The sequence below is a fragment of the Sphingobacterium sp. B29 genome, from assembly GCF_001952815.1.
Lineage (GTDB): Bacteria > Bacteroidota > Bacteroidia > Sphingobacteriales > Sphingobacteriaceae > Sphingobacterium > Sphingobacterium siyangense.
The window spans coordinates 5,836,451-5,853,258 of the sequence record NZ_CP019158.1 but is presented as its reverse complement, the minus strand read 5'-3'; the positions used below and the strand labels follow the sequence as shown (position 1 = coordinate 5,853,258).

The following is a 16,808-nucleotide window of genomic DNA, read 5'->3' as shown; positions in this document are numbered from 1 at the left end:
TGAAGGGTCGAATAACCGCCGTATCGTTTGTACTTTTGCCCAAAACGATATCGTTCATGTGTATAAACTGCCGTGACTTTAAAGTATATGCGGTAAATAAAAGAATTATTTGCCGCAAAAAAAGGCGAATACTCCGTTTGTTCCCTGCTTGTTAAAAATATCGGTTTATTTAGGATTCAATAGCAAATGCGGCAACAATAGCAGCTGGATGAAATTCTTTATTGTTAAGTAACAGGTGTTTTTGACGTAACAATTTGTAATATTCTATATTCATGCCCACGATTATTGTTTCGGCGTTTTTATAATCCATATCAAAAATAAGCTCCTCAAGCTCGATTATTTTCTCTGATCGATGAAGGTTAAGTTCAATCTCGTGGCAATAAAAATGGATATGCTGCTGTAGCTCGAAGTTAAATACGGCGACGGTAAAATTTATTGCCAGTGCGTCGCAATGTTTTGGTAATACGATGTCATTGCGAAGGTCGAACTTTGGAAATCGAATATGGACCTGCTTATCCAATAAGCTAAGATCTGGGTCAAAATGCATAAAATCATGGATGTGGCATTTATCGTTGAATTGAAAATTGACTAAACGATCTATTTTTCCCCCATGAATGGTTTTCATTCCAGTAGGACGCCCATTTGGGCGGACCACTCTTTTGAGCTGTGTAATTAACCTGTTGTGCATGTCGCTATCATGCATGTTCAAATGTATATCCCCCATGAATTCCCTGATTCGGGCACCGGCGGTGCTGATATGTCCAAAATCTGATCCAATAGCTTTTTTGGCCGGAGTCGGTTTCTTTACAGGTTTCGGTATCGTCTGTACGATTGTTTGTTCATTTGATTGTCGAAAGACGATATTTCCAACGGCGCCTTTCAGATTTCCATTTTTTAATGTTGCCATAGGATAAAATTACTTGTTAAGTTACTTAAAAACAATTTGTTGTTAATTTTTGGGGAAATGGAAATTGCTGTTCGACTCCTATTGGAGATTTGGAAATAGGAAGCAAAAGGACGCTGTGGAATTTGTAAAAAATACGCCATCACAGTTAGGGATCTATCTAAATTGTATGATCGTTGTATACACTTCGAGAAAGCTTCGGAATAATTTCGTAACAGCTTCGGGACAACGACGTGATAGGCTCGACATGCTAGCGACATGAGTACGATATGTGTCCGTGTTGTCTCCGAGTTAAAGTCGGAATGAAGGCTAAAGCATGATGGAGGGAAGACATACTGATATATTTAAAGGCCGCTTAACAAGCTGATGTAATTATCGATGTAATGCAGTTTGTCTTTGGATTTATATTGCTGGATATAGCGGGGATGGTCTAAAATGGTCATTTTTCCAAAGAGCTTTTCTTCATTATTGATTTTAGCAAGAAAGGTTGCATTTTTCTTTCCGAGCACAAAGACCTCATCCGTCGCTAAGCCTATGGAAATGTGCTGTTTTAGGGAATCGATCATAAAGGGTTTGACCATATCAAAAAGTTGCTTGTCGTCGTAATAATTTGCATTGATCCAGTTGTTGGGCTTTGTTTCTCGGACAATCGCGAGGGGAAATGGCGAATTGATGTAAAACTGTTTGTAGAAGATCTCTGGTCCACCATAAGCTTCAATCATATCGTACATAAAAACCGAAGATATTTCATGGGTATGTGCAGATTGCATCTCTATTCCACATGCACTAGTTAATCTTTTGGTGTCTGTAAAAGGAACTCCCGTTACACCAGCACCGTGTCTGCTCGGATTAATACCGATAATGAATTTTCTGGTTAGATTATCATTGTAATATTTCTGGTAGAACTGTTTCATTACGACTAATGTTTCGGGGTTATCAAGGTAGGGGTTGATAACGTTGAATCCTACAGGTAGGTTCCCTCTGTAATGAAGTTGTTTGTTGAATAAAATTACTTTTTCCGCAAATGTTAGCATTGTTCGTGTGTTTAAAAACAAAATACGATTTTTAAAGAACAAAAAAACAAAGCCGGGTGTCATTTGACACCCGGCTTTGTTTTTTTGTATCTTGGGTCAGGATTAGTGACCTTGCGTACCGTCTACACCGTGAGAATGCCCGTGAGACAATTCTTCTTCAGTAGCAGGACGTACAGTTAAGATTTCGATATCGAAATTTAATGTTTTGCCAGCCATCGGGTGGTTTAAGTCAGCAACAACTACTTCTGGAGTAACCTCAGCTACTACAGCGCGGAATTGGTTTCCTTGGTTGTCTTGCAAAGGCAATACTTCTCCTACTGGAGGTAAACCTGTTTCTTTGAACATATCTACTGGCAACTGTGCGAATGCCTTGTCATCTTTTTGACCGTAAGCATCATCCGGTGCCAATTCAAATGAAATTTTATCACCAACGTTTAAGTCTGCGATGTTTTCTTCGAATTTAGGTAACATCATACCTACACCATATAAGAAATCTAAAGGTTGTTCTGCAGTTGTTTCTTCAACGAAAACTTTTTCACCGTTTTCTACTGTGTGAAGTCTGTACGTCAATGCTACGACGTCGTTTGCTTTTATAGCCATCTGATTTTGATTTTTGGAAGCCCGAGGCTACCGTTTATTAAATATAATTTATTAACGCTTGTATGGAATCCTGTGGTAGACTGCAGGTCCTGTTTTTACAAAGATATGCTTTTGTCTCCTTTCCGACTCTATGTTCGAGCAATGGAAGATTTTCTTCTGTACCGCCAAGAACAATTTTATTTGGAATATAATAGTTGCCGAGTTCATTTTTGAAAGCCATTGCTTTATCCCCCGTCAATGCAATTTCATTGATTCCATATATTTCTTCTAGCAATAATATTGCCCAATTTGAATAAGCCGAACCATAAGTCTTGATTTGCGGGAAAACATTCGCGAGCAATTGGTCTGTAATGGCGATGTAATTTTCATCATCAAAAAACAAACCTAATCGTTTCAGCTGACGAACCATTGTCGACGAAGAGGATGGAATTACATTATCCATAATTTCGCTTTTCCGTGCGATGAGTTCCTCTGCCTGCGACGATGTATAGTAGAATGTTTTTTGTGATCCATCGTAAAACAATGCAATGGCCTTATCAGCGAGCTGTCTTGCTTTTGTGAGCCAATTGAGGTCAAATGTCGCCTCATATAATGCTATAAAGGCTTCAATAGTGAATGCATAGTCATCTAAGAAGCCTGCGATCGCTCTATTGTTATCTTTTGGTTGGTGCAATAACTGGAGATCGTCTTGAATAAGATGTGTACAGATAAACTGGGCATTGTTTAAAGCGAGTTCAAGGAAATGGCTGTATCCAAGACTGTGATAGGCATCTATTAGTCCTTTTAGAAATAGCGCATTCCAAGTGGTCAGCTGCTTATGGTCGAGTCCCGGACGGATCCGTTGTTCACGATAGTTGTATAATTTTTTCTTTGAAATTTTTAGAAAATCTGCCCATTCGTCAGCTGACATATTGACCTTTGTTGCTAACTGGTCTGCATTAATGGCGCAAATAGGAATGTTGGTTTTCTCTTCCTCCCAGTTCCCTGCTTCGGTTATGTTAAAATATTGCCCGAGTAGGGGGGCATCATCGCCCAATACCTCGTCAAATTCAACTTTGGAGAAGGAATAGTATTTCCCTTCAATGCCTTCGCTATCGGCATCTAAAGCGCTATAGAAACCATGGTTTGGAGCAAGCATTTCACGCTCGGCCCAAGTAATCGTTTCTTCGATAATCCGTTTATAGAATGGATCCCGACTTTGTTGATAAGCTTCGGCATACAGGGACAGTAGCTGGCCATTGTCATAAAGCATTTTTTCGAAGTGGGGAATATGCCAATAATGGTCCACCGAATAGCGGGCAAAGCCACCTCCGATCTGGTCATATATACCACCAGATGCTATCTTTTTTAATGTAAAATGGACATGATCTAAGATCTCCCGATCGTCGGCAAGTACGCCATATTTTAGGAAGAATAACCAATTGTTTGGTAGCGGAAATTTGGGCGCTCTTTGATAACCACCTTCTTTTTTATCGAACATCTCGGTCCAAGGGGCAACAATTTCATTTAAATTTTCAATCGTGTATTGATCGGGGATGGGATGGATGGGGAGTTTCTCGGCCCGTTGAATGCCATTGTTTAGCTTTTCGGCGTAGTCAAATGCGACTTCGGGTTTCTCCGCCCACATTTGTGCAATTTGCAATAAGATATTCTGCCAGTCGTGCGGTTTGAAATAAGTACCACCGTAAATAGGTCTCCCATCGGGCAGGCAGATACAATTCAATGGCCAGCCCCCGGCATTGGTCATCAGTTGCACAGCAAGCATATACACTTGATCAATATCGGGGCGTTCTTCGCGGTCAATTTTGATCGATACGAAAAACGTATTCATGGTTTGGGCGATGGCTGAGTTTTCAAAACTTTCACGCTCCATCACATGGCACCAATGGCAAGCCGAGTAGCCAATGCTTACAATGATCAGTTTATTTTCGTCTTTTGCTTTTTTTAAAGCTTCCGGCCCCCAGGGCATCCAATCTACTGGATTGTGTGCGTGCTGTTTAAGGTAGGGTGAATTTTCAAATTGCAATTGATTCGCCATAAGACGAAGGTAGTGAAAAAGTAATTATTAACGAGCCTAGTGAAAAACATACAGGCAATAAACTTTGCTGTAGCATTTTTTTTTTATTTCTACGTCGTGTTAAAGTAACTTCATTGGATTGAAAATTAATTAGATGTTATATAATGTCCGATGAATTTGATTAGTTTTACATGCATTTATTATTAGCTTTACCGAAGTCCTATGTCAAATGACGTTGATCTGCTTAAGAAGATAGTCCAAAAAGATAGAAATGCTTTTGAAGCTATTTATAAGAGTCATTTCCGTAAATTGTATATCTTGTCTTTTCGGTATGTGCGAGAGGAGGCAATCGCTGAAGAGCTCACCAATGATGTATTTATGATGTTATGGGAAAATGCAGGAAAATTGATCATTAATCAATCACTTGGAGCCTACCTATCCCGCAGTGTTATCAATCTCTCGCTTACTTACCTCAAAAAGAATCAACGTTTATTAGAACGGAATAATGATTATAGCAAGGAACTGGATCTGACAGATGAGGAAGATCAGACCGATAGCGCAGCACTTTACGAATCCAAATTATTGATGATCGAAAGTATATTGGAAGGGCTGCCGCCGCAGTGTCGAAAAATCGTTCTTATGAGTAAGTACGATAAGATGAAACAACAGGAAATAGCGGATCAATTAGGGATTTCCATTAAAACCGTAAAAAATCATTTGACGATTGCTTACGATAAAATTCGGGTGGCTTTGGCCAGGCAAAAGACATTTCTGTTGCTTCTAATCGGCTTTTTATTTTTTTCATTAGGACTTTTTGTTCAGTTTATTATCTTATAGATATGGAAGAAAACAATACTTCAAGATTTATTCCTTATGACTTGATTCAGAAAGAGCTGGATGGGACTATTTCCGAAAGGGAAGGAGTGTTGCTTGGGCGTTGGATTTCGGAGGATGTGGCGAACTACGAGCTATACCATGAAGTTAGAAGTATAGCTGATGATCTTAGAGCACTGGAATGCTATAAAAAGGTAGATGCCAGTAACCAATGGGAAAAATTTAAAAATCAGTTGGATAAAACAGGGGATCAACAAGAAGCGGAGATCGAGACACCTGTACGAGCAATCTGGAAACCCTGGATGAAATTTGTGGCTGCAGCCGTATTGTTGGTTGTCGGTTTTGCCTGTTATCTGAACTTTGACCGCTGGATGGACAATGAAATCCGAATATATGGATCAGCAGCGCAGCAGCCCATTTTGCTTCCTGATAGTTCAATTGTGATATTGCATGCAGGAGCGGAAGCTTTGTTCAATAGGCGAACATTTCTAGGAGAACGGATTGTCGAACTTAAAAAGGGAAAAGCGCTATTTGATGTAAAGCACAAAACGGGGAATTCTTTCGTCGTAGATCTTGAAGACAATTATGTGCGTGATATCGGAACTACTTTTGAAGTGAATTTGCTTGAAAATGATGTTGAGGTTTTTGTTAAGGAGGGCTCTGTCGCCTTGAGCAGTGGAAAAGGAGATCATGCAAAAGAACTTATTCTGCAAAAAAATCAGAAAGGCCTGTATAAAAAACAAACAGCATCCTTGTCCAAAATAGATCTTTCTGAGCAAAATGATACCGAAGTTGCTCAGAAACTGAGCTATTCGAATATTCGATTGGATAGTATCTGTGCGGATTTGGAAAAGCATTTCCGGGCGAATATTACTGTTGTTGGGGATAGCTTAAAAGCGCGGAAGCTGACCATGTATTTTGATGGACAAACGCTCAATGAGATTGTTCAGATTCTCTCCAAGACCCTCAATGTGAAATGGAAATCGGGTAAAAAAGGATATAGAATCTACGAATAGACTTTTCGCATTGCTGATATGAAAGATAGGGTACTGTATCGTTTGCTCTTTTTATGCTGGTTGGTTATAGTCATGTGTTCGAAATCCATGGGGCAGAATTCTCCTACGGATTCGCAAATTTCAATTGACACACATAACAAACAGATCATTCAGATACTTGTCGAAATTCATAAAACATACGATATATCCATGTCTTATGATGAGCAGATTTTTAACAAGGACATTATCTATAGTCGATCATTTAATAAATCGAGTTTAGAAGAGGTTCTTAATTATTTGCTCAAAGATTCCAATATTGGATTCACAATGATCAATAGGGCCCTGATCTTCTACAAAGAGGATAAGACTTTTACCATTAAGGGGCGTGTTGTAGATAGTCTAAGCGGTGAAAACCTGATCGGTGCTACTTTGTTGATTGCTGAGAAAAGTAAAAGTAGTTTTAGTAATAAATATGGGTTTTATTCATTAACTCTACCCCTGGAGACCAATGTCTGTGTGGTAAGCTATGTCGGGTATAAAACAAAAATTGTGAGATTTTCTCCCGATATGGAGTTTGGTACATTTTTAATCAAACTTTCTCCTCTAGATATGAATCTAAGTGAAATTGTGATCAATGGAGACTCTATCGGGCGAAGTAAGCAATTACAGGTGTTAAATGGGAAGATAGACTGGAATAGAGCTCGGAGAAGTTCTTTCTATAAGGGAGAAGCGGATATTATCAAGGTTTTACAGATGCAAAATGGTGTTAACGGATTGACTGAGGGGGGGAGTAACTTGTTTGTTAGAGGCAGTGGTAAAGATCAGAATCTTATATTGTTGGATGAAGCCGTTGTTTACAACCCCTCGCATTTATTTGGTTTGACTTCTGTCTTTAATCCTGATATCTTAAAACATACTCAAATTTATAAGGATGCTATCCCATCGAATTTCGGAGGACGGATTTCATCCATCATGGAGATGAGCACACGTGATGGCGATGTAAACACAGTACATGTCTTCGGAGGCGCAAGCTTACTAGTTGCTCGCATTGGAGCTGAAGGTCCACTTATAAAGAAAGGGAAGGGATCTTTTTTAGTGACGGCAAGATCAAGTATATCGAATGTGTTCAATAAAGAATATCGTTTGTTCAATGTGAAGGGGAATTATAGTGACTATAATGCCAAATTGAATTACGCAATTGGGGACCGTCATAGGGTTTATGTTTCTGGATATATCGGGCAAGATAAAGTGGTTGCACCTAATAAAAATACTAATCATTGGGGGAATTGGGCGTCTACATTACGATGGAATTATGTGCATAGTCCACGCCTGTTTATGAATTTGTCCGCGATTTTTAGTAATTATTCGAACAGGTTGGATATCAGTAAACCCGAATCGCCAGAAAACCGAACATGGCTGACCCAAATTAGAGATTTTAGCCTTAAAACTGATTTTACCTATTTTGGAGGATTAGATCGCATGCTTGATTTTGGAATCCAAGGGACGCTGCATAGGTTCAAACCTGGGGAAATTTCTCCCGTTGATCTAGCTAAGGAAGAAAATATTTTCAGGGCACAAGCATATGAGTATGCAGGCTACGTATCCTTTAACTGGAAGATTGACTCTTCCTTTCGGGTCGTTTTAGGTACACGTTTAAATGCTTTTTATAGCACTTCGTTTGGACAATATTATTTATTGAATAACCAATACAAAGTATTGGCGGGAGATTTGGATAAGAAAAAGACTTATTACGGGATCGAACCTCGTTTTTCTTTTCAGTATAAGTTTGCCGATGCTTATTATGCAAGAATATCTTATAACCGTGTATACCAATATCTACAGCTTTTACAGAATGATGAATTGGCTTTTTCATCGTTGGAGGCCTGGATACCTGCTGGGCAAAATATAAAACCTCAATATACAGATGCAGTCTCATTTCGCATAAATAGAATGATTCATGGAGGATACATTGCGATAGATGGGTATTGGAAAAAGATGAAAAATCAAGTTGAACTTATTGACCATGCGCAACTTATTTTAAATCCTTTTATAGAAACTCAGATAAAACAGGGAAACGGTCGAGTATATGGTTTAGAATTTTCTTTTAATAAACGTATAGGCCCTGTTGAGGGAACTGTTCTATATAGCTATTCTCGGTCCTTTCGCAAAATTGTAGGAATAAATAAAGGCAATGAATACGTGGCTAACTATGACATTCCACATGTGGCAAAAGTTAGTTTGTCTTACGATATCAATACAACTATTCATTTGAATACATTTTATGTATTACAGTCAGGAAGGCCATTAACATATCCAATGGGGTTTACGGAGTATGAAGGCATAGTTATGCCTATTTATTCGGATAGAAATTCACATCGTATGCCGATTTTTAGTCGCTTCGATATAAGCTGTTCTTTCGATTTAGAAACGAAAAAACAGCGAGAAAAAGGTCGGCTAAATACTTTAAATATAGGTCTATATAATGTTTTTGACCGGCGTAATCCATTATATTATAGTTTTTTAGAGAGTGGAAATGGTTCCCCCATCGTTAAACAGACTTCATTTTCAGGAATTGTTCCGTCAGTAAATTATGCAATAAGATTTTAAAATAAATGATGTTCCCTGTATCTAAAAGTTCATTTTAATCGTATGGTTAATGTAAATTTGGAACTAGTAAATTAGGTTGGGGCAGATGAATAAAAATATCTATTGGAAAGTCCTTGTTTTGTTGTTTTGCTGCAGCATGCTTTACGCCTGTGAAAAATCAGCGCTAGAAGATGGGCAATCTTATGATATGATCGTGGAAGGTGGTATCAATACCATGTATAAAGAGCAATATATTCAATTAAAGCGACTTCATATTTCTGGCGTTACTAGTGAACTTGAAGGAATTACTGCTGCTACGGTTATCGTGACAAATGGTCCAAATCAAATTGATTTTGAAGATGTTGGAAATGGTCTGTATAGAGGTCAATTGTTTGATTTAAGAGATACCGTTGGAAATATATTCCAATTAAAAATTGAATTGAATGGGAAGGTGTATGAATCACAAGATCAGCTAATCACCAATGTGCCGATAGAAAAGTCTTTTATTCCGGTAGAAAAATCTGATGTTAATAAAAAATGGCATGTCAAGGTTGATACATATTTATTTGGTATGAGCAATTCCAATAAATGGCTTATCATGCCGCAAAAGGAATTTTCGGATGAAAGTATGGTATTTTTTAAAGCACCCTATAGTTATAGTTTTAGGTCGGGAGCTCCAAATGTTTTAAATACATTGCTGGCTGCTACTTATAGTTATGAAATGGGAAGGAAAGACAGTTTAGCGATTTCTAAATTTGCGATTTCGCCGAGATATGCAAAGTTTTTATATAATTTGTTCCAAGAAACAAAATGGAAAGGGCTATTGTCAGCAGTCCCTGCGAATGTACAAGGAAATGTTACGGGAAACGCCCTTGGATTTTTCTATGTAATGGATGGAATCAAGAAAACAGTTCCGATGAAAGATATTAGAAACGCTAAATAGCCAATTTAATCATTAAAATTAAGAGCCATATACGTAAGAATCGTATATGGCTTTTTTTATGTGAATTTGTTTCTATTAAATTTTGTTGATTAGAAAATGAAAATGCTATTAGGACTTTTTAATAATGTTATTGTCATTATTAAAGATTGAACAACTAGACGTGCTTCAATACAAATGGTTCTTTGAATTTTAATCAATTATTTGCCCAAGATCAGCGCAATTGCCGCTGAGCATCTGAAAAGTGAAACCGGTGTCGAGTTTTATCTCTGCGCATGATGAGGTCCGTAGATATGCCGCTTTCCGGGTTAAGTATTCAACGAGATCAGTTAACGTAGGATTATGACCGAAGAGCAGAACTTGATTGATATGGTCAGGAATTGCATTGATAATGGATAGCAGATGTTTGTATGTGCATTCGTAGATCGTTTCTTCGATCTGAATATCAAAAGAAGAAGAACCCATGACGTCCAGAAAAGTGCGCGTTGTTTGAAGTGCGCGGTTGGCTGGGGAGCTGATCACCATACTATTTTCGTCAAGATTCAATTTTGTGGCAAGCTTGGCAGCAACCTGTTTTGCATGCTGAATTCCATCGGAGGTAAGAGCTCGGTCAAAATCGTTTATTCCCGGAATGGTTTCAGCTTTGGCATGTCGGATGATATAAAGTTTTTTACTGTTGTCCATGATTAAAATTTTTGATTCTATACTAATAACGCTTGATAGCAATATTTCATTGTAAAAATGATGAGATTACTTTCTTCATTATAACAAAATAGTAAAGTATGAGTTCTGCGATTCTAAAAAATATAAAAGATAAATGATAAAGAAGTTCTTTTCAAAAAAAAGTAATAAAGAAAGGACTGATCATGGATATGGCTGGTCAGGAAGATATATGTATTGGGAAGATGTTAAAAGCTTAACAGATGGGTATGATGCGAATTTGATTTTGAACAGAACCTATCAATCGATGCTTAAAATTCGTGATGGGCATGCTGTATATGAGAGAGATTCCGTGCTATTTGAGAAAAAAGAATTTCCTTTTGCACTAATTTCAAGTCTTCTTTATATAGCAACAAAAAATGATTTGAAATTGAAAGTCATTGATTTTGGAGGCTCTTTGGGTACAACTTATTATCAAACACGTGACTTTTTAAAGCCTTTGGAATCGTTAGAATGGCACATTGTGGAACAAGAGTCCTATGTAGAGCTTGGTAAAAAAGAGTTTGAAAATAAGCAGTTAAAATTTTATAAAACAATAGAAGAGAGTATTGCTGATGGCCTGCCAGATATAATTATTCTATCCAGTGTTGTCCAATATTTGGAAAAACCGCATGAATTTCTCAGTTATTTGACGGGTTTGCGAATAGCCTATCTTTTTTTCGATCGTACGGCGTTTGTCTATGAGGGACCTGACCGCCTTACCTTGCAACGTGTGCCACCATCTATTTATGATGCATCCTACCCAGCATGGTTTTTTAATGAGGCAAAATTCCTGAACCATTTTAATGAGTATGAACTACAAGCTCAATTTGCATCCTATGTTATTGGAGAACAAGATATGCTAATTGATGGAAAGTTGGCAGGATATGATAGCGGATTTTTTTTTAAGAAAATGATATGATGCATAACTACTGTACTTTATTTAACTCAACATATTTGACTAGAGGATTAGCAATGTATAATTCTCTCGATAAGTATGTTAAGGGATTTCATCTTTATATTTTCGCATTTGATGAGGCGTGCTTTTCAATTTTAAAAAATCTCAATCTGCCGAAAGCTACAATTATTCCGCTAATCCAGTTTGAGGATAGGGATTTACTTGCTGTTAAGTCGACGCGTACAGCTGCAGAATATTGCTGGACTTGTACACCATCTATTATACGTTATGCAATTAATACCTATGGATTGCAATCGTGTACATATCTGGATGCAGACTTGTTGTTTTTTGGAAATCCACAGGTTCTGTTTGAAGAGATGGGAGATAATTCGGTATTAATTACACCACATCATTATACTGAAAAATACGATCAGTCAGCAACAAGTGGAACATATTGTGTTCAATTCGTTTGTTTCAAAAACACGAAAGAGGGAATGGAAGTACTTGAATGGTGGCGCAATGCTTGTTTAGATTGGTGTTATGCGCGCGTGGAAGATGGGAAATTTGGCGATCAGAAATATCTTGATGATTGGATGACGAGATTTAACTGTGTTCATGCTTGTGAACATCGAGGAGCGGGAATTGCTCCCTGGAATATTCAACAATATGAATTTGGTGATAGGGATAGTTCAATATGGGCAAAAAGTATAGGGACTAGACTTAGTTTTCCAGTCATATTTTATCACTATCATGGGCTCAAGATAGCAGAAGCTAATAGTTTTATTCCGTTACCAACAGCGTACTATGATTTAAATGATAATGGCCTCTTGTTTATGTATAAGCCCTATATGTCCGCTTTGGTAGAAGTAAGTAATGGATTGAAGAAACGGGGGATTACTGCTGTACTACATGAAAATATCAAAATTCCGAAGATTAGGACATCCATTCGTCGAATTGCTAACCTCTTTTTTAAGGGAAAAACAGGAGAGTTTTATCACAACAATTATTTTAAAATGAGATGGCTTACCAAGTTGATTTAAAGACATTTACTGATGATCGCGGTAATTTGACAGTGATTGAAAAGGTTATTCCTTTTGATGTCAAGCGTATATTCTATATCTATGGAGTTGATGATTCTATCAGAGGAGGGCATCGACATTATCAGACCGTTCAAGCAGCAGTCTGCTTGCGTGGACGTTGTGCAATTTACAATCAAGATGGTGCAAAGGAACAAATTTTTGAATTGAATTCACCGGACCAATGCTTGATTTTAGAGCCAAAAGATTGGCATCAGATGTTCGACTTTTCGGAGGATGCTATTCTTATGGTGCTTGCTTCTGAATATTATGACGCTACAGATTACATTTATGAACCCTATTTAAAACATGATAGCATACGAGAACTTACAGCAGGTCAATAAGGAATTTATGGATGAATACACGCATGTTTTTCAGAAGGTATTACGCGGAGGTTGGTATATTTTGGGAAAACAGGTACAGCAATTTGAACAATCATTTGCGAATTTCTGTGGTGTCGAGCACTGTATCGGAGTAGCCTCCGGGCTAGATGCATTGGTTCTTTCACTGCGCTATTTTGGATTTCAACCCGGAGATGAAATTATCGTACCTGCTAACACCTATATTGCTTCGATATTGGCTATTGTTCAAGTTGGTTTGAAACCAGTACTTGTTGAACCGGATATAAACACGTACAATATTGATCCAAAACGGATAGAAGAGTGCATTACAAAAAAAAACGAGGGCCATACTTGTTGTCCATCTTTATGGAAAGATGAGTGATATGGATCCCATTCTTCAGCTGTCCGCTCAATATGACTTAAAGATAATCGAGGATTGTGCACAAGCGCATGGTGCTAAGTACAATGGTCAAAAGGCAGGAGCTTTTGGTGATTTTGGTGCATTTAGTTTCTATCCTACCAAAAATCTCGGCGCACTGGGAGACGCTGGAGCTATTACATGTAAGGCCGATATACTGAATAATTCAATTCGTACGCTACGGAATTATGGTTCATCTGCTAAATATGTCTTTGATGAGGTGGGGTATAATTCGCGGCTCGACGAACTGCAAGCTGCTTTTTTGTCTGTGAAATTAAAATACCTAGATAAAATTACAGCGCACAAACAGAGGTTGGCAACAGTTTATCTACGTGAGTTAAAGTCCGATTTTATACTTCCAGTTGTACAACCTAGACAAGAAGATGTTTATCATATTTTTGCGATCCGTCATCCCGAACGAGACCGATTGCGCGCTCACCTTTTGGCAAATGAAATTGGAACGGAAATTCATTATCCAATCCCTCCACATCAACAAAAAGCGATGAAAGGAATCCTATCAGATGGAGGATATCCAATCTCTGAAGAAATCCATCGTACAATAATCAGTCTACCAATTTCCTATGGTCATACAGAAGAGGATATCAATAGGGTTGTGGAGGTAATGAATAAATTTTTATAAACAAGCACGAAAAAATGACGAAGTATAGCATTTCGATTATTACAGTCAATTTAAATAACAAAACAGGATTGCTGAAGACAATCACATCTATCCAAAAACAGACTCTTAATGAGATAGAATATATTGTGATTGATGGAGGGTCTACTGATGGGAGTAAAGAATTAATTGAACAAACTCAATTTATCTCTAAATGGGTTTGTGAAGAAGATGAAGGAATTTACGACGCAATGAATAAGGGTATAGCACTTGCCACTGGTGAGTATCTGTTGTTTTTAAATAGTGGTGATTGCCTCCATGAAAATACTACTTTAGAAAAAATAGTTCCATTGTTAAACCAGTTTGACATTATCTATGGTGATTTGTTTTTTGCAGACAAGCTAAACCCTTATATATATCATTATCCCTCGGAGCTATCCTTTTCATTTCTATTTAATGCTTCTTTGGCACACCCTGCGACATTTATAAAGAGGGATCTATTTGGACGTTTTGGAAAATATGATACGCGTTTTCAAATAGCTGCTGATTGGGCTTTCTTTATTAAAGTCATAGCGCAAAAAAATGCCTCTACCAAACATGTCAAACAAGTTATTTCCAATTTTGATACAAATGGAATTAGCTCCAGGGAGGAAAATCAATTAAAGATCGCAAATGAAAGAAAGGCTGTTTTAGAAATAGAATTCCCTCTTTTTTATCAAGATTATCTTACACATACAAATACACAGAATACGTTAGAGAAGATTCGATCATCAAGTGCCTTTAGACTCTTAAAAAAGATAGGTGTCAAAAAATTTCAGTAATAAAATAGATTTTATTAGCAATTATTATATGATTAATCAATTTGTAAAACCATTAGTAAGCATAGTAATTCCCTGCTATAATTGTGAAAATACGATCGAGGAAGCGATTGGATCAGCTTTGTCTCAAACATATACTAATATTGAGGTGATCGTAGTAAATGATGGTTCAGTAGACAATTCGGAGTCCATTGTCGCGGAGCTTATTAAAGGTGATTCTCGATTGAGTATTTATTCACAAACAAATAAAGGTGTATCAGCGGTGAGAAACCTGGGGTTAAGGGTCGCTAGAGGAAGCTTTATTGTTTTCTTGGATGGTGATGATAAGTTAAAGGATAGTTATATTGATTTAGGAGTAAATATATTTGAAAAGAAGCCGAGTTTAACCCTCGTTTATAGTAATATGGAGCTATTCGAGCGAGAATCAGGTCCTTTCCCTTTAGCTAAATTCAATTTAAAAATTTTTTAAAAGCGAACTGTATTCCTGTATTTGCTTTAGTTCGTACAGACCAGTTGCGAGCTATTGGTGGCTTCGATGAGTCTATTGTTTTCTGTGAAGATTGGGAATGTTGGATCCATTTATTTAAGCAGTTTAATGCCGAGGTATATCGAATAGAAGAACCCCAATATTATTATCGAAAAAGATTTACTATAGATTCGGCATTAGATAAATATAGAGATAACCATAGGGTACTTCGGGAGGTTCAGTTATATATTTTTCAAAAACATCAACAGATCTATGTTGAAAACGAAATGTCTCTGGATTATCTGTTTATCTTGGAAGATGAACTTGGAAAGTTCAGAAGGAAATATTATCATAAATGGTATAAACGTATATTTTATTTATTGTTTAAGCCTAAGAAGTATTCAAAACTATATCAGCAATAATTGGATTTGTCAGGATTATCTGAAGAAGGGGATAGAGGTGTTATAATTTTTTTAAGAAAAATAGATGAAAATTAATTGTGTATAATAAATATTAATTTAATTTTGTCGATTATATATTGTAATATTATTAGCAATGAAACAGATTCTATCTTTTATTTTAATTCCAGTTTTATTTTTAACATCTTGTTCGAAAGATGAACAATTTGATAATGAAACCGATCTAGTGGAGTATCGTAAAAATAGCGCTGTATTTTCTTCAAACTATTTTATGATGTCAAACACAATTGATAAAGATCTTTTCTTAGGAGGATTGTGGTTGGTTGATAGTACAAAGGAAGGGGGGGAATTAGAGAAGCTACGTGTAGACATCAGTAATTTTAAGATGAAAGTTGTTCATAATTCCGATCTAAGTACGATTAAGTTTGGAGATTTTACCCCGAATTATCAAAATGTTGCAGCTTATGCAAAGTTGTTTAAGAATGATATATTTTCTGCAAATGTCAATTTTAGCTATGGTAATTTCTCTGATTACAATATGATCAGGACTTTCTTAAAAAATAGCTCTGATGCGGATGAAATTCTCACACTCATTGTGAAGGATAAAGATGGAGAAAGAATGGTGCAGCGAAAGCATGGTTATTATGAAGATCAGGTTTTGTTGGACCTTGTGCTTGGAACACAATATGACGAGTTTGTGGCTTTCTTCGATAAAAAATATGTAGAATCCCTGACTACAGAAGGGAATGTGCCAACCTATGTAAGCGCTGCTGCTTATGGGCAACATAGTTTGATTTTAGTTGAAAGTGATTATGCTGTTGATGAGATCAAGAATATCTTGAAGAAGTTGAAAGCAGGTGAGCAGCTGGATAATACAGATAAAGATCTTTTAGAATTAAGCTCTATAGTTATCTATCTACGCAGTGGTAGTAAGGAAAGTTATATTAAAAGAGCTGAAGGATTGAAGGAAATAGAAGCCGCATGGAAGATGTTCAAAGAAAAGAGTGACAAAAGAAATAAAAGCTACGAATTCCCTATTTGGTATAAACTGAACAGCTTAGAGAACTTTGGCTCAATGAAATATAAAATGAAATTCGATTATTTTGAAAAAAAGAATATACAGTAAACACGCTATTAAGGAAGAAAT

At 37.0% G+C, this 16,808-nt stretch carries 17 protein-coding genes; 12 read left to right on the top strand and 5 right to left on the bottom strand.

Annotation, left to right across the window (positions count from 1 at the left end; genetic code table 11):
* Nucleotides 1–169: 169 nt before the first annotated feature.
* The 4 genes from BV902_RS25195 to BV902_RS25180 all read right to left on the bottom strand — a co-directional run bounded on the left by BV902_RS25195 (nucleotide 170) and on the right by BV902_RS25180 (nucleotide 4,576).
* On the bottom strand, nucleotides 170–907 hold the full coding sequence (locus BV902_RS25195; RefSeq protein WP_075994259.1) for a hypothetical protein: 738 nt from the start codon (nucleotides 905–907) through the stop codon (nucleotides 170–172).
* Between the two features lie 341 nt (nucleotides 908–1,248).
* Nucleotides 1,249–1,938, bottom strand: a complete 690-nt coding sequence (locus BV902_RS25190) for an SMUG2 DNA glycosylase family protein (RefSeq protein ID WP_075994258.1) — start codon at nucleotides 1,936–1,938, stop codon at nucleotides 1,249–1,251.
* Between the two features lie 102 nt (nucleotides 1,939–2,040).
* The gene (locus tag BV902_RS25185) at nucleotides 2,041–2,538 is read right to left on the bottom strand and encodes an FKBP-type peptidyl-prolyl cis-trans isomerase (protein WP_075994257.1); all 498 of its coding nucleotides are present in this window, start codon (nucleotides 2,536–2,538) and stop codon (nucleotides 2,041–2,043) included.
* A gap of 37 nt (nucleotides 2,539–2,575) precedes the next feature.
* Entirely contained in the window at nucleotides 2,576–4,576 is a 2,001-nt protein-coding gene (locus tag BV902_RS25180) for a thioredoxin domain-containing protein (RefSeq protein WP_075994256.1), read from the bottom strand.
* 201 nt (nucleotides 4,577–4,777) lie between these two features.
* Here BV902_RS25180 and BV902_RS25175 point away from each other — a divergent pair, with 201 nt between their 5' ends.
* From BV902_RS25175 to BV902_RS25160, 4 genes are all read left to right on the top strand, one after another.
* Nucleotides 4,778–5,392, top strand: coding sequence for an RNA polymerase sigma-70 factor (locus BV902_RS25175; RefSeq protein WP_075994255.1), 615 nt, complete (start codon nucleotides 4,778–4,780; stop codon nucleotides 5,390–5,392).
* A 2-nt stretch (nucleotides 5,393–5,394) separates the two neighbouring features.
* Nucleotides 5,395–6,405: a FecR family protein gene (locus tag BV902_RS25170; protein ID WP_075994254.1), complete on the top strand. Its 1,011-nt coding sequence runs from the start codon at nucleotides 5,395–5,397 to the stop codon at nucleotides 6,403–6,405.
* An 18-nt stretch (nucleotides 6,406–6,423) separates the two neighbouring features.
* A complete protein-coding gene (locus tag BV902_RS25165; protein WP_083663762.1) occupies nucleotides 6,424–8,991 on the top strand; it encodes a TonB-dependent receptor in 2,568 nt (855 codons plus the stop codon).
* 85 nt (nucleotides 8,992–9,076) lie between these two features.
* Nucleotides 9,077–9,913 (top strand): DUF4249 family protein, encoded by an 837-nt coding sequence (locus tag BV902_RS25160; RefSeq protein ID WP_075994252.1) that lies wholly within the window; start codon nucleotides 9,077–9,079, stop codon nucleotides 9,911–9,913.
* A gap of 189 nt (nucleotides 9,914–10,102) precedes the next feature.
* On the opposite strand, the gene BV902_RS25155 is transcribed toward BV902_RS25160, so the two are convergent.
* Nucleotides 10,103–10,594: a SixA phosphatase family protein gene (locus BV902_RS25155; protein ID WP_075994251.1), complete on the bottom strand. Its 492-nt coding sequence runs from the start codon at nucleotides 10,592–10,594 to the stop codon at nucleotides 10,103–10,105.
* 133 nt (nucleotides 10,595–10,727) lie between these two features.
* Here BV902_RS25155 and BV902_RS25150 point away from each other — a divergent pair, with 133 nt between their 5' ends.
* From BV902_RS25150 to BV902_RS25115, 8 genes are all read left to right on the top strand, one after another.
* Nucleotides 10,728–11,531, top strand: coding sequence for a methyltransferase, TIGR04325 family (locus BV902_RS25150; RefSeq protein WP_075994250.1), 804 nt, complete (start codon nucleotides 10,728–10,730; stop codon nucleotides 11,529–11,531).
* A gap of 35 nt (nucleotides 11,532–11,566) precedes the next feature.
* Nucleotides 11,567–12,547: a glycosyl transferase gene (locus BV902_RS25145; protein WP_237241839.1), complete on the top strand. Its 981-nt coding sequence runs from the start codon at nucleotides 11,567–11,569 to the stop codon at nucleotides 12,545–12,547.
* Nucleotides 12,526–12,927, top strand: a complete 402-nt coding sequence (locus BV902_RS25140) for a sugar 3,4-ketoisomerase (RefSeq protein WP_075994249.1) — start codon at nucleotides 12,526–12,528, stop codon at nucleotides 12,925–12,927. The genes BV902_RS25145 and BV902_RS25140 overlap by 22 nt, the downstream gene beginning before the upstream one ends.
* Complete coding sequence (locus tag BV902_RS28275; RefSeq protein ID WP_237241837.1) at nucleotides 12,893–13,306, top strand: aminotransferase class I/II-fold pyridoxal phosphate-dependent enzyme; 414 nt, start codon at nucleotides 12,893–12,895, stop codon at nucleotides 13,304–13,306. Before BV902_RS25140 ends, BV902_RS28275 begins: the two co-directional genes overlap by 35 nt.
* Nucleotides 13,299–13,982: a DegT/DnrJ/EryC1/StrS family aminotransferase gene (locus BV902_RS28270; protein WP_237241835.1), complete on the top strand. Its 684-nt coding sequence runs from the start codon at nucleotides 13,299–13,301 to the stop codon at nucleotides 13,980–13,982. The genes BV902_RS28275 and BV902_RS28270 overlap by 8 nt, the downstream gene beginning before the upstream one ends.
* Before the next feature lie 14 nt (nucleotides 13,983–13,996).
* On the top strand, nucleotides 13,997–14,779 hold the full coding sequence (locus BV902_RS25130) for a glycosyltransferase family 2 protein (RefSeq protein WP_075994248.1): 783 nt from the start codon (nucleotides 13,997–13,999) through the stop codon (nucleotides 14,777–14,779).
* 28 nt (nucleotides 14,780–14,807) lie between these two features.
* Nucleotides 14,808–15,245 (top strand): glycosyltransferase family 2 protein, encoded by a 438-nt coding sequence (locus BV902_RS25125; RefSeq protein ID WP_157626219.1) that lies wholly within the window; start codon nucleotides 14,808–14,810, stop codon nucleotides 15,243–15,245.
* 552 nt (nucleotides 15,246–15,797) lie between these two features.
* The gene (locus BV902_RS25115; RefSeq protein ID WP_075994245.1) at nucleotides 15,798–16,787 is read left to right on the top strand and encodes a hypothetical protein; all 990 of its coding nucleotides are present in this window, start codon (nucleotides 15,798–15,800) and stop codon (nucleotides 16,785–16,787) included.
* Nucleotides 16,788–16,808: the final 21 nt, after the last annotated feature.